The organism is Microbacterium sp. 1.5R (genome assembly GCF_007667425.1).
Taxonomy (GTDB): Bacteria; Actinomycetota; Actinomycetes; order Actinomycetales; family Microbacteriaceae; genus Microbacterium.
The window spans coordinates 593,829-606,930 of record NZ_VDRC01000001.1 but is presented as its reverse complement, the minus strand read 5'-3'; the positions used below and the strand labels follow the sequence as shown (position 1 = coordinate 606,930).

Here is a 13,102-nt window from a genome sequence, read left to right as displayed (position 1 = left end):
ACCGGCCGCGGTCCGCTCCCTAGCGTGATCTTCACCTCGCACTCACCCGAATCACAGCATCCCTCCTGGAGGACCCCATGAATCGCCGTCTCACCCGGCTCGCCGCCGTCGCGCTCCCGCTCGTCCTCGCCGCAGGGCTCGCGTCGTGCGCATCGTCGCCGGCGCCGAGCGGTGCGAGCGCCGAGGCGGGCGACCCCGTCACCGGCGGCACGCTCACCTATCTCGAGCACCAGACCTACACGAACCTCTACCCGCCGCAGGCCGGCTTCTATCCGAACGGCGGCCTCGTCAACAACATCGCCGCCCGCCTCACCTGGCAGAACCCCGAGACGCTCGAGATCGAGCCGTGGATCGCCTCGGAGTGGACGGTGAACGACGATGCGACGGAGTACACCTTCACGCTGCGCCCCGACGTCACGTTCTCGGATGGCACGCCGGTCGACGCGGCAGCCGTGGCGAAGAACTTCGACACCTACGGCCTCGGCGACGCGGAGCGCGGGCTGACCGTGTCGGAGGCGATCAACAACTACGCCTCGAGCGAGGTCGTCGACGACGACACGGTGACGTTCCGGTTCACGGCGCCGTCGCCCGGATTCCTGCAGGCGACGTCGACGATCAACTCGGGTCTGCTGTCGCCCGAGACCCTCGACGGCACGATCGAGGACTTCGGAGCAGGCAACGCCGAGGAGATCATCGGCGCAGGCCCCTTCACCATCAGCGACGAGAAGCTCGGCACAGAGCTGACCCTCGATGCGCGGGACGACTACGCGTGGGCGCCGGAGAGCGCGGAGAACCAGGGGCGGCCGTACGTCGACGCCGTGCACCTGATCGTCACCCCCGAGGACTCGGTGCGGATCGGCTCGCTGCTCGCCGGCCAGGCCGACTACGTCCGCTACGTGCAGGCGTTCGACGAGGACCGCGTCGAGAGTTCCGGATTCACCCTCTACGCCCCGCAGACCAGGGGCGTGAACAACTCGATCTCGCTGCGACCGCAGAACCCGATGCTCGCCGACCTCAAGGTGCGCCAGGCGCTCGTGGCGGCCGTCGATGCGCAGGAGGTCGTCGACACCCTCTTCACCGAGAACTACCCCGTCGCCACCTCGGTGCTCTCGTCGCAGGCCCTCGGGTACAAGGACGAGTCGGAGCACTACGAGTACGACCCGGAGAAGGCCGAGAAGCTGCTCGACGAGGCCGGGTGGGAGCCGCGCTCCGACGGCATCCGCGAGAAGGACGGGCAGCGCCTGTCGATCACGGTGTACGAGGCAGGGCCGCAGCCGCTGTCGAAGCAGACGCTCGAACTCGTCGCGCAGCAGCTGGCCAAGGTCGGCGCAGAGCTCACGGTGAAGCCGGCGGATGCGGGCTCGTATGCCGCCGACACCCGTGACCCGCTCAAGACGGGGTTCTACCATTCCATGGTCGGACGCGCCGATCTCGACGTGATCAAGAGCCAGTACTTCACGAAGAACCGCGACGCCCTGATCTCGGACGACAGCCAGCTCGACGCTCTGCTGCAGGCAGTGGCCTCGGAGCCGGATGCCGACAAGCGCGTCGCCGCGTCGCAGGCCGTGCAGGACTACATCGCCGAGCAGGCGTACGTCATCCCGCTCTTCGAGGAGCCGCAGGTGTACGGCGCAGCGACGTACGTGCACGGAGTCGACTTCGAGTCGGTCGGTCGCCCCACCTTCTCGGGCGTCTGGCTCGCCGAGCACTGATCGGAATGCGATGACCTTCGTCCTCCGACGAGCCGGGCAGGCCGCGATCGTGCTGATCGCGGCCTTCACGGCCACCTTCTTCCTGCTGCAGCTGCTGCCCGGTGACGCGATCCTCATCAAGTTCTCGGATCCGAGCCTGGGACTCTCGCCGGACCAGCTCGACGACATCCGCGCCACCTACGGTGCGAACCTGCCGTGGTGGGAGCAGTACCTGCACGCGGGGCTCGGGTTCCTCGGCGGGGACTTCGGGTACTCGACGCAGTTCGGCACGCCGGTGCTGACGATGCTCGCCGACGCGCTGCCCGCCACGCTGCTGCTGGCGTCGCTCGGGCTCGTGGGGGCCCTGGCGATCGCGGTGCTCGTCGCGGGGCTGTCGTCACTGGCGCCTTTCGGCTGGCTGCGCACCGCGCTCCGGCAGGTTCCGGGTCTGTTCGTCGCCGTGCCGGTGTTCTGGCTCGGCATCCTGCTCATCCAGGTGTTCTCGTTCGGGCTCGGCTGGGTGCCGATCGTCGGAGCCGATCCGGTGAGCGGACTGATCCTTCCCGTGCTCACCCTCGCGGTGCCGATCTCGGCGCCGCTGGCCCAGGTGCTCGTGCGGGCGATCGACCAGGTGCAGGCGCAGCCGTTCATCACCGTCGTGCGGGCCAAGGGCGCTCCGCCGTCGTGGGTCCTGACCCGTTCGGTGGCCCGCAACGCGGCACTTCCCACCCTGACCATCGCCGGCGTCCTGTTCGGCGAACTCGTGGGCGGTGCGGTCGTGACCGAGACCGTGTTCGGCCGCACGGGCATCGGCCGGCTCACGGAGCAGGCGGTGTCGAATCAGGACATCCCGGTGCTGCAGGGCGTCGTGCTGCTGTCGGCGCTCGGGTTCGTGCTCATCAGCTTCGCGGTCGACCTCGTGACGCCGATCATCGACCCCCGGCAGCGCGCCCTCTCGAAGGCAGGAGCCTCCGCATGACCGTCACCGCCATCGCCGCGGCATCAGACGTCGGGACCCCGCCGGAGCCGCCCCGCCGCTCGGCCGCTCCCGCGCCTCGAGCGGGACGCCTCCGCCGCCTGCCGTGGGGCCTGTATTTCGCGATCGGCGTCGTGACGCTGGCCGTGCTCTGGGCCGTGATCCCCGGGGTGTTCGCGCCCGGGGATCCGCTCACCGGCACCCCGGCCGACAAGCTCCTGCCGCCGAGCGTCGCTCATTGGTTCGGCACCGACACGCTGGGGCGCGACCTGTTCGGACGGGTCGTGCATGGCGCGGTCCACTCGCTCTCTGGCGCCCTCATCGCCGTCACCGTCGGACTGGCGCTCGGCACCCTGCTCGGCGCGATCGCGGGCGCCGTGGGCGGGGTCGTCGACGACATCCTCATGCGGGTCGTCGACGTGCTGCTCGCCATCCCCGGTCTGCTGCTGTCGCTGTCGGTCATCATCCTGCTCGGGTTCGGCACCGTGAACGCCGCCATCGCCGTCGGTCTCGGCAGCGTCGCCGCGTTCGCGAGGCTCATGCGCGCCGAGGTCGCCAGGGTGCGGCGCTCGGAGTACGTCGAGGCGGCGTACGGAAGCGGCGGCACCTTCTTCACGGTGCTGCGCCGCCACGTGCTGCCGAACTCGCTCACGCCGATCGTCGCCCTCGCGGCGCTGCAGTTCGGCACCGCGATCCTCGCGATCTCGACTCTCGGGTTCCTCGGTTACGGCGCTCCGCCGCCCACGCCCGAATGGGGCCTGCTGATCGCGGAGGGCCGCAACTACATCGGCACCGCCTGGTGGCTGACCGCCCTGCCCGGTCTCGTCGTCGTCGCGGTGGTGCTCAGCGCCAACCGCATCTCGCACCGCATCGGAAGGAACAGGACATGACCGTCGCATCGTCGTCTCCGGCATCCCCGTCTCCCGCGTCCGCCCGGTCGTCCGTCCTCGCCGTCGAAGACCTGCGCGTCTCCTACGAGAGCCGCGCCGGTCGGCGCGAGGTGGTGCACGGGGTCTCGTTCGAGATCGCCGAGGGCGAGACCCTCGCGCTCGTGGGGGAGTCCGGCTCAGGCAAGTCCACCACCGCGCACGCCGTGCTCGGCCTGCTGCCGGCCGGTGGACGCGTCGAGACGGGCGCCGTGCGGCTGGGCGACCTCGACATCTCCGGGTGGACGGATCGCGCGCTGCGCAGCATCCGCGGCCCCGAGATCGGCCTCGTGCCGCAGGACCCCGTTACCTCGCTTGATCCGGTACGACCGATCGGCGCGCAGGTCGCCGAGATCCTGAAGCTGCACGGGCACCGAGATGCGCTGCGGCGTCGAGCGCGGGTGATCGAGCTGCTCGATCGGGTCGGCATCGACGACCCCGACCTTCGGGCGCGGCAGTATCCCCACGAGCTCTCCGGCGGCATGCGGCAGCGCGTGCTCATCGCCACGGCCATCGCCCTGCGCCCCCGTCTGCTGATCGCCGACGAGCCCACCAGCGCCCTCGACGCCACCGTGCAGCGGCGCGTGCTCGACCTGCTCGACGAGTTGCGCCGGGAGGAGGGCACCAGCATCCTGCTCGTCACCCATGATCTGGGTGTGGCGGCGGACCGTGCGCAGCGGCTGGTGGTGCTCAAGGACGGCCGCGTCGTCGAACAGGGGTCGAGCGGGCAGGTGCTCGCCGCACCGACCGACGGCTACACCAGACAGCTCCTGGCCGACGCTCCGGCGTTCACCACCGGTTTCCGCCGTCCCGATGCACCGCCCTTCCTCCGCGACGCCGCGGCCGTGGCAGCTGAGAACCCCTTCGCCATCACGGCTTCCGGGCTCGTGAAGGAGTTCCGGGTCGCCGGGCGGGAGAGGTTCCGCGCCGTCGACGACGTGTCGTTCTGCGTACGCCGAGGCACGACCCACGCCCTCGTCGGCGAGTCCGGCTCGGGGAAGACGACGACCGCCCGCCTCGTCACGCGGTTCCATCAGCCGGATGCCGGCACGATCGAGATCGACGGCGATGACGTCACCGGTCTCTCCGGCTCGCGCCTGCGTACGCTGCGACGACGCATCCAGCTCGTCTACCAGAACCCCTTCGCGTCGCTCGACCCGCGTCAGCAGATCGTCGACATCGTGGCCGAGCCGCTGCAGAACTTCGGGGTGGGCTCGCGCTCGGAGCGCCGTGATCGCGCGCTCGCGCTCATCGACCGGGTGTCGCTGCCGGGCGACGTCGCCAGGCGCACTCCGCGTGAGCTCTCCGGAGGACAGCGACAACGCGTCGCGATCGCCCGTGCCCTCGCGATCGACCCCGACATCGTGGTGCTCGACGAGGCCGTGTCGGCGCTGGACGTCACGGTGCAGGCCCGCATCCTCGAACTGCTCGCCTCGCTGCAGGCGGAACTCGGTCTCACCTACCTCTTCATCTCGCACGACCTCGCGGTGGTGCGCCGCATCAGCCACACGGTCTCGGTCATGCGCCGAGGCCGCATCGTCGAGGAGGGGCCCACCGAGGAGCTGTTCCACGACCCGCAGCACGACTACACCAGGGAACTGCTCGCCGCAGTACCAGGACGAACGGAGCAGCCCGCATGACGGCCCCCACCCTCGCGTTCTTCACGCGGCTTCTCGACGACGCCTCCGCGGGGGAGAGGTACGCGCTCGCCGCCGAGCAGATCAGCCATGCCGAACAGCACGGCATCGGTCGAGCATGGGTCGCGCAGCACCACTTCCGTGCCGCCGAGGGCGGCCTCCCCTCGCCGCTGGTGTTCCTCGCGCACGTCGCCGCCCGCACCTCGCGCATCCGCCTCGGCACCGGCGTGATCACGCTCACTCTGGAAGACCCGGTGCGGGTCGCCGAAGACGCGGTGGTGACCGACCTGCTCGCGGGCGGGCGCCTCGACCTGGGGCTCGGCAGCGGCGGTACGCCGACGTCTTTCGTCCCGTTCGGCGAGGACGTGCGCGACAAGGCCGAGACCTACGATCGCAAGCTGCGGGTGCTGCTCTCGGCGCTCGGCGGGCGCGACATCGGCGCGGACAACACCCTGTACCCGGATGCCGGCGACCTCGGCGACCGGATCTGGCAGGCGACCTTCTCCGCGGCCGGGGGGCGCCGCGCCGGCAGCCACGGCCACGGTCTGCTGCTGTCGCGCACGCAGCCGAGAGCGACGGATGCTCTGCAGGCACCGCTCTCGGCGCTGCAGGATCCGATCATCGATGCCTACCTCGACGCGTTGCCGACAGGCGTCCCGCCGCGGATCACCGCCTCGCGCACCGTGTTCGTCGCCGACGACCGAGCCGACGCGCTGCGATTCGCGCAGGTCGGGCTGCGCCGCGCCGCAGAGGGTTTCCGTCGCCAGGGGCAGACGATCCAGGGCGACGACCTCGACGACCTGATCATCGCGCTCGACACGCACCTCGGCGCCCCTGAGAAGGTGGCGGAGTCGCTCGCGGCCGACGCCACGCTGTCGCGCGCCACCGAGATCGCGTTCCAGGTGCACTCCGTCGACGCCCCGCACGAATACGTCCTCCGCTCGATCGAGCTGTTCGCCCAGGAGGTCGCTCCGGTCCTCGGCTACGCCACGGGATCCTCACTCACCGACACACTCACCGACTCACTCACCGACTCACTCACCGATTCACTCAGGGAGAACGCATGACGAACGACATCATCGATCGGATCGTGGGGGTGACGCCCGAGCTCGATGCACTGCGGCGCCGTCGACCCGTCACGAGGGAGCAGCTGCAGGCCAGCTTCGACGCCCTGTTCGAGCCGGTCTCGGTCGAGCACGTGTCGCAGGCCGAGCGCGAGCTCGTCGCCGCATTCGCGACGCGGCTGGCCGTGGACACCGATCCGGCAGGCACCTTCTACGCCGCACGTGCGATCGCCGTCGACCCTGAGCGAGCCGCGGTCGTGCTCGCCGAGGCGGCCTCCGCCGCCGGCTCGGGACCCTTCGGCTCATACGCCGAGGTCGGGCTGCAGAGCGAGAACACCGACGGCGCCCGGTACGCGCCGGCGACGGATGCGGTCGACACGCTGGGGGAGCGGCTGGCGGCAGCCCTCGCGCACACCCACCTGCTCGTGCTGCGGCCGCGCGAGGCGTCCGGTGACGACATCCAGCGCCTCCTGGACGTCGGGTGGACGGCCGACGGCATCGTCACCCTGTCGCAGCTGGTGTCGTTCCTCGCGTTCCAGCAGCGGGTCGTGACCGGCCTGCGCGCCCTGTCGCGGGCGGGAGTGGCAGCATGAGCTCCGCCGCCGCCAGCGCCATCACGACCGTCACGGTGCTGCACGACCCCGCGCCGCACCCCGAGCACTTCACGCGCGCCGAGGTCGGCTGGACGCCTCACCTGCCGCCGCTCGACGAGGACGAGCTCACCGACCGGCACTACGACGGTCTCGTCGACGCGAGCCGTGCGAAGAACGACTACTTCCGGCTCCTCGCCCGCGACCCCGAGGTGCTGAAGGCCCGCACGCTCGTCGACAAGGACATCTTCTACAACACCCGCGAGGGGCTGGCCCGCGCCGAGCGCGAACTCGCGGCGACCGCGGCATCCCGCCGCAACGGCTGCGTGTTCTGCGCGTCGGTGCACTCCCGGTTCGCCGCCCACCACGGTGGACGACCCGACGACGTCGACCGGCTGCTCGACGAGGGCGTGGACGCCGACCTCGGGTCGCGCTGGAGCGCCGTCGTCGCGGCATCCGTCGCCCTCACCGACACTCCGAGCTCGTTCGGCGCCGACGAGATCGCGCGGCTGCGAGCGGAGGGGCTCGACGACCTCGAGATCGCCGACGTCATCCACGGCGCGGCGTTCTTCAACTGGGCCAACCGGCTCATGCTGTCGATCGGCCGCGCTGTCGCGCCGCCCGCTCAGCCCTAGGGGATCAGGACGATCTTCCCCGAGGTGGCACCGGATTCCACGAGCTCGTGGGCCTGTGCCGCCTCGGCGAGGGGCATCTCGCGGGCGATCTCGATCGTGAAGTCGCCCGAGTCCAGAAGGGCGATCGTCGCCTCGAGAGCCTCGGCGCGCCACGAGAGCTCCTGCTCGGTGAGCGGCACGGGCGATCCGCCGGAGAAGGCGCGGATGCCGAAGTCCGCCGCGTCGGGGCCACGCACGATCGTCGCGATGCGGTCGCGGTCGGCGATCAGCTCGAGTGATGTCTGGATCGCCTCGTCGGTGCCGGCGCAGTCGAGAGCGACGGTGACTCCCTGCGGTGCGGCCTCGCGCACGCGGTCGAGCAGTCCGTCGCCGTAGGCGACGGGTGTCGCCCCGAGCTCGCGCAGCAGGTCGTGGCGCGCGGGGCTGGCCGTCGCGATCACCGTGGCTCCCCAGGCGACGGCGAACTGCACGACCGCCTGGCCGACCGATCCGGAACCGCCGTGCACGAGCAGCACGTCGCCTTCGGTGACGCCGAGCGAGCGCAGCGCCTGGTAGGCCGTTCCGGCGGGGATGCCGATGCCTGCGCCCTCAGCGGCAGTGACGCCGTCGGGCAGCAGCGCGAGGTGCTCAGCGGGGGCGGCGAGGAGGCTCGAGTACGTGCCCCTGGTGTCGCGGATCGCGACGCGGTCGCCCACCACGAGACCCTGCACTCCGTCGCCGATGCTCTCGACGACACCGGCCCCGTCGAAGCCGACGCCGCGCGGCTCGGTGATCGGGGGTGACGGGCGCTTCGCACTGCGCAGCTTGGCGTCGATGGGGTTCACCCCGGCGGCCTCGATGCGCACGAGCACCTCTCCCGCCAGGGGGAGCGGGTCGGGCACCTCGATCTGGTGCAGGACGTCAGGGGATCCGAACTCTGTGTACACGATCGCGCGAGCCATGAAGCCAGGCTAACGCGGATGCCGTGGCTCCCCGCGTGTCGTCTCCACGGGTTGGGAATCCGTGCGGGTGAAGGATCCCGCGGGTCGTTGAGCGAGGAGCGCGGCGACGAGACGAAACGCGGTGAGCTCCGGGCAACGCCGACGTCGGCATCCCCGCGTATGGTTCGAGCGCATGGGGACGGTGTACATGTTGAGATGCGCAGACGGCACGCTCTACGTCGGGAGCACGGTCGCCCTGACTCGTCGCCTGGCCGAGCACGCCGACGGCAGGGGCAGCGCTTATACGCGACGGCGACTCCCTGTCGAACTCGTGTGGAGTGAGGACTTCGCCCGCATCGATGACGCGTTCCTGTGGGAGAAACGCATCCAGGGCTGGAGCCACGCCAAGCGGCTCGCATTCGTCGAGGGCGGTCTGGATGCCGTCCGCGGCTGGAGCGCGCGAGCGCGGAGGCAGCGTTCGGGCGAGGGATGACGCGTTTCGTCTCGCTCCGCTCGCTCAACGACCTGTGCTCATCCCCGGGTCGTTGAGCGAGGAGCGCAGCGACGAGACGAAACGCGGTGACCCTTCGCGCGATGCCGACGTCGGCATCCTCGCGTTTCGTCTCGCTCCGCTCGCTCAACGACCCGTGGGGCTTCGCTCGTTCACCGACCGGCGGCGAGGGCCTTCGCGATGCGCTGGGGGGAGACGGGCTGTGCGGTGCCGAGGCGCTGGGCGAACACGCTCACGCGGTACTCCTCGAGCAGCCACCGGGTCTCGACGAGAGAGAGGGGCGCGCCTGGCGCGAGGGGGATCGTGCCCCCGGCGTCCTCGTACGCGTTCGCCATCCGCTCGTATTCGCTCATGCGCGTGCGGTCCTTGCCCGGTTCGCTGCCGAGCGTCTTCAGCCGGTCGAGCATGCCGTCGAGGTAACGGGGGTAGTGCGCGAGGCGATCCACGCCGGTGGCCGACACGAATCCGGGGTGCAGGAGTCCCGACAGTTGCGTGCGGATGTCGTTCAACGGTCCGAGCAGTGCGAGCGAGTTCTGCGACTTGATGCCGCGTTCGACATCGCGGGCCTTCGTGAGAATGCGCGCGACGAGCGACACGCACGCGAAGAGCTCGTCGACAAGGGATGCCGACACGAGGTCTCGCACGCGGGTGAACTCCCCTTCGGTGCGGACGACGCCCTGCGCGGCCGCGGTGGCCACGTCGATGAGTCGCTGCACGACGGCGGCGCGGCAGTCCTCGATGAGCGCGGCGGCGGACGAGTACGGCGATGCCGCGAGGGCCAGCTTCTCCGCGCTGGTCAGATGCTGCTGCACGTACGAGCTGGGCGACGGGACGCCGAGCAGGACGAGCCGCAGCACGCCCGCCCTGGTCGCGGAGGTGGCGGCCTCGGCCGTCGCCTCGACGCGCACCGCGACGGTCTTCCCCTGGTCGACGATCGCCGGATACCCGCGCACGACGCCACCGGCGACCCGCGTGTCCAACACCTCGGGGAGGTCGCCGAACGTCCAGGCGGTGAGACCGTCCTGCTCGATCGACGAGGGAGCGGGGCCGGCGGGCTGCGGGCCCGAACCGGGGGCCGCCCTGCGCGGCGGTGCGGCGATCGAGCGGGCGACGCTGCTCCGCGCGCGGTCGGAGAGCTGCTCCTGCAGCACGCGCAGGTCGCGGTCGGATCCGACGATCCGTCCGCGTTCGTCGACCGCCCGGAAGTTCATGCGCAGGTGCGATGGCACCCTGTCGTCTTCGAAGTCGGCGGCCGACACGAGCTGGTTGGCGAGCGGCTGGATGAGCTTCGCCAGCGCCTCTTTGAGTCCGCGCGGCGGGAGGCCGGCGTGCGACTCCGGCCCGTCGCCCGCGAGCTCCGCCCCGAACTTCTCCGCCCAGTCCGCGGCGGGCACGACGTGCCGGCGGATCGCCTTGGGCAGCGCGCGCAAGAGTCCGGTGACGAGCTCTGCGCGAAGCCCCGGCACCTGCCAGTCGAAGCCGCGGTCCTCGATCTGCGCGAGCAACGGCAGCGGGATCACCACGCTCACGCCGTCGTCAGGAGCCCCTGGCTCGAATCGGTAGGCGAGGCCGAGCACCTGATCGCCCTGGGTCCACCTCGTGGGGAACTCGCTGCGGTCGGCCCGGCTGTCATCGTCGACGAGGTCGGCCTCGCGCATCACGAGCAGCTTCGGCGTGGAGGTCAGAGCCTCGCGCCACCACTTCTCGAACGAGCGGACGTCGAACACGTCGGCCGGGATGCGCTCGTCGTAGAACCGGAAGACCGCCTCGTCGCCCGCGAGGATGTCGCGGCGGCGTTCGCGCTCCTCCAGCTTCTCGAGGCGTTTGCGCAGCTCGGCGTTGCTGCGCCAGAACGCGCTCACCCGCTTGTCGATGCGGCCCGGATCCCACTCGCCTTCGACGAGCGCGTGGCGCAGGAACAGCTCACGCGACGCGGCACGGTCGACGCGGGCGAACTGCACACGACGGCGGGGGATGATCTCGACCCCGAACAGCGTGACCTTCTCGTACGCGACGGCCGCCCCTGCGTCCTTCGACCAGTGGGGCTCGGTGACCTGACGCTTGGCCAGGTGGCCGGCGAGGGCCTCGGCCCAGGCGGGATCGATCGCGGCGACGGTGCGGGCATAGGTGCGCGAGGTCTCGACGATCTCGGCGGCCATCACGGCCTGCGGGCTCTTCTTGCGCAGCGCCGAGCCGGGGAAGATCGAGAAGCGGATGCCGCGGGCTCCCCGATACTCCGCCTGACGGCGCCTAGCGTCCTTCGGCGGGGTCTTGCTCTGCCCGCGCCCGCCGGTGCTGCGCTCGTCGAGGATGCCGATCTGCGACAGCAGGCCGGAGAGCAGGGCCCGGTGGATCGCGTCCGGGTCGCCGGTGGTCGGCGGGGACTCCTTCGTCCGCACCAGGGTGCGGAGCTGGCGGTGCACGTCGAACCACTCGCGCACGCGGACGTAGTTCAGGTGCTCGGACCGGCAGAGGCGCCGGAAGGCGCTCGAGCCCAGCTCGCGTTGCTGCTCCCGGAGATGGTTCCACAGGTTGAGGATCGAGAGGAAGTCGCTCGTCGGATCGGCGAACCGGGCGTGCATGCGGTCGGCCTCGTCGCGCACGCTCTGCGGGGCATCCTGCGACGGGCGCTCGCGGACGTCCTGGATCGACATCCCGGCGACGATCGCGAGGACGTCGCGGGTGACCGAGCCGGATGCCGCGCGCCCGGCCTCGATGAGCATGCGTGCGAAGCGCGGGTCGATCGGGATGCGGGCGATGTCGCGTCCGATGCGGGTGAGCCGCGGCTCGTCCCGCGCGATGTCGACGGCCCCCAGCTCGGTGAGGAGGTCGAACGCCGCCTTCACCCCGCGGGAGTCCGGAGGGGTGAGGAAGGGGAACGCGGTGATGTCGCCGAAGCCGAGCGACAGCATCTGCAGGATCACCGACGCGAGCGACGTGCGCAGGATCTCGGGTTCGGTGAACTCGGGGCGGCGCGCGAAGTCCTCCTCGCTGTAGAGGCGGATCGCGATGCCGTCGCTCGTGCGGCCGGCACGGCCGGAGCGCTGATTGGCCGAGGCCTGCGATATCGCCTCGATCGGCAGACGCTGCACCTTGGAGCGGGCGCTGTAGCGGGAGATGCGCGCGGTGCCCGTGTCGATCACGTAGCGGATGCCGGGGACGGTGAGGCTCGTCTCGGCGACGTTCGTGGCGAGAACGACGCGCCGCCTGACCCCGGCCACCCGGCTGCGTTCGAACACCCGGTGCTGCTCGGACGCCGAGAGCCGCCCGTAGAGCGGAAGGACCTCGGTGGGGGAGCGGTCGTGCGCGTAGGCGCCGCGCACCGCATCGGCGGCATCCCGGATCTCCGCCTCGCCGGGGAGGAACACGAGCACGTCGCCCGGCGCCTCGCGGTCGAGCTCCCGCAGGGCGGCGACGATCGCCGACACCTCGTCGACCTCCTGCGCGTCGTCGTCTGCCTCGTCGTCGGTCTGCGCACGGTAGCGGATCTCCACCGGGTAGGTGCGTCCGGAGACCTCGATGATCGGGGCCGGCGTGCCGTCGGCCGCAGCGAAGTGCCGCGCGAAGCTCTCGGGGTCGATGGTCGCCGAGGTGATGACGATCTTGAGGTCGGGGCGCTCGGGCAGCAGCCGCGCCAGGTAGCCCAGCAGGAAGTCGACGTTGAGCGACCGCTCGTGCGCCTCGTCGATGATGATGGTGTCGTACCGGCGCAGCAGCCGATCGCGGCCTAGCTCGTTGAGCAGGATGCCGTCGGTCATGAGCGCGATGCGCGTCTCATCGGACACCTGATCGGTGAAGCGCACCTTGTACCCGACGAGACCGCCGAGCTCGACCTGCATCTCCTCGGCGACGCGCTCGGCGATCGTGCGCGCGGCGAGGCGTCGTGGCTGGGTGTGCGCGATGCGCTCGCGCCCGAGCTCCAGGCAGATCTTCGGCAGCTGCGTCGTCTTGCCCGAGCCTGTGGCACCGGCGACGATCACGACCTGGTGGTCGCGGATGGCGTCGGCGATCTCAGCCCGCGCGGCGCTGACGGGCAGCTCGGCGGGGTAGGAGATGACGGGGGAGGACATAGCCCTCCATCGTATGACGATATGGCCGTATGACGATATGGCGGCCCGCTCGCCCGCTCGCCCGCTCGGCGCACGGCCCGGA

The 13,102-nt window shown here is 71.0% G+C and carries 10 protein-coding genes; 8 read left to right on the top strand and 2 right to left on the bottom strand.

Going from position 1 to position 13,102, the window contains the following annotated elements; genetic code table 11:
- Positions 1-77 precede the first annotated feature (77 nt).
- The 7 genes from FSY98_RS02960 to FSY98_RS02930 are packed head-to-tail and all read left to right on the top strand — an operon-like array spanning position 78 to position 7,519.
- Positions 78-1,712: a TIGR04028 family ABC transporter substrate-binding protein gene (locus tag FSY98_RS02960; protein WP_144873835.1), complete on the top strand. Its 1,635-nt coding sequence runs from the start codon at positions 78-80 to the stop codon at positions 1,710-1,712.
- A gap of 10 nt (positions 1,713-1,722) precedes the next feature.
- Positions 1,723-2,670: an ABC transporter permease gene (locus FSY98_RS02955; RefSeq protein ID WP_144873833.1), complete on the top strand. Its 948-nt coding sequence runs from the start codon at positions 1,723-1,725 to the stop codon at positions 2,668-2,670.
- A complete protein-coding gene (locus FSY98_RS02950; RefSeq protein WP_222119108.1) occupies positions 2,667-3,557 on the top strand; it encodes an ABC transporter permease in 891 nt (296 codons plus the stop codon). The genes FSY98_RS02955 and FSY98_RS02950 overlap by 4 nt, the downstream gene beginning before the upstream one ends.
- Complete coding sequence (locus FSY98_RS02945) at positions 3,554-5,233, top strand: ABC transporter ATP-binding protein (RefSeq protein WP_144873831.1); 1,680 nt, start codon at positions 3,554-3,556, stop codon at positions 5,231-5,233. Before FSY98_RS02950 ends, FSY98_RS02945 begins: the two co-directional genes overlap by 4 nt.
- Positions 5,230-6,297 (top strand): putative FMN-dependent luciferase-like monooxygenase, encoded by a 1,068-nt coding sequence (locus tag FSY98_RS02940; RefSeq protein WP_144873829.1) that lies wholly within the window; start codon positions 5,230-5,232, stop codon positions 6,295-6,297. Before FSY98_RS02945 ends, FSY98_RS02940 begins: the two co-directional genes overlap by 4 nt.
- Positions 6,294-6,887 (top strand): CMD domain protein, encoded by a 594-nt coding sequence (locus FSY98_RS02935; protein WP_144873827.1) that lies wholly within the window; start codon positions 6,294-6,296, stop codon positions 6,885-6,887. The genes FSY98_RS02940 and FSY98_RS02935 overlap by 4 nt, the downstream gene beginning before the upstream one ends.
- On the top strand, positions 6,884-7,519 hold the full coding sequence (locus tag FSY98_RS02930; RefSeq protein WP_144873825.1) for an alkylhydroperoxidase domain protein: 636 nt from the start codon (positions 6,884-6,886) through the stop codon (positions 7,517-7,519). Before FSY98_RS02935 ends, FSY98_RS02930 begins: the two co-directional genes overlap by 4 nt.
- Here FSY98_RS02930 and FSY98_RS02925 read toward each other — a convergent pair.
- Positions 7,516-8,460 (bottom strand): NADP-dependent oxidoreductase, encoded by a 945-nt coding sequence (locus FSY98_RS02925; protein WP_144873823.1) that lies wholly within the window; start codon positions 8,458-8,460, stop codon positions 7,516-7,518. The two genes, FSY98_RS02930 and FSY98_RS02925, sit on opposite strands and share 4 nt — an antisense overlap.
- Positions 8,461-8,632: 172 nt before the next feature.
- On the opposite strand from FSY98_RS02925, the gene FSY98_RS02920 reads away from it, so the two are divergent.
- Positions 8,633-8,932, top strand: coding sequence for a GIY-YIG nuclease family protein (locus FSY98_RS02920; RefSeq protein ID WP_144873821.1), 300 nt, complete (start codon positions 8,633-8,635; stop codon positions 8,930-8,932).
- Positions 8,933-9,102: 170 nt separating this feature from the next.
- Here the strand turns inward: FSY98_RS02920 and hrpA are convergent, their stop codons facing one another.
- Entirely contained in the window at positions 9,103-13,020 is a 3,918-nt protein-coding gene (gene hrpA, locus FSY98_RS02915; RefSeq protein WP_144873819.1) for an ATP-dependent RNA helicase HrpA, read from the bottom strand.
- Positions 13,021-13,102 lie beyond the last annotated feature (82 nt).

Excerpts from the sequence above, each read along its gene's own strand:
- FSY98_RS02930 (WP_144873825.1), top strand. The coding sequence starts at position 6,884 with ATGAGCTCCGCCGCCGCCAGCGCCATCACGACCGTCACGGTGCTGCAC.
- FSY98_RS02960 (WP_144873835.1), top strand. The coding sequence starts at position 78 with ATGAATCGCCGTCTCACCCGGCTCGCCGCCGTCGCGCTCCCGCTCGTC.
- FSY98_RS02935 (WP_144873827.1), top strand. The coding sequence starts at position 6,294 with ATGACGAACGACATCATCGATCGGATCGTGGGGGTGACGCCCGAGCTC.
- FSY98_RS02945 (WP_144873831.1), top strand. The coding sequence starts at position 3,554 with ATGACCGTCGCATCGTCGTCTCCGGCATCCCCGTCTCCCGCGTCCGCC.
- FSY98_RS02955 (WP_144873833.1), top strand. The coding sequence starts at position 1,723 with ATGACCTTCGTCCTCCGACGAGCCGGGCAGGCCGCGATCGTGCTGATC.
- hrpA (WP_144873819.1), bottom strand. The coding sequence starts at position 13,020 with ATGTCCTCCCCCGTCATCTCCTACCCCGCCGAGCTGCCCGTCAGCGCC.
- FSY98_RS02950 (WP_222119108.1), top strand. The coding sequence starts at position 2,667 with ATGACCGTCACCGCCATCGCCGCGGCATCAGACGTCGGGACCCCGCCG.
- FSY98_RS02920 (WP_144873821.1), top strand. The coding sequence starts at position 8,633 with ATGGGGACGGTGTACATGTTGAGATGCGCAGACGGCACGCTCTACGTC.
- FSY98_RS02940 (WP_144873829.1), top strand. The coding sequence starts at position 5,230 with ATGACGGCCCCCACCCTCGCGTTCTTCACGCGGCTTCTCGACGACGCC.
- FSY98_RS02925 (WP_144873823.1), bottom strand. The coding sequence starts at position 8,460 with ATGGCTCGCGCGATCGTGTACACAGAGTTCGGATCCCCTGACGTCCTG.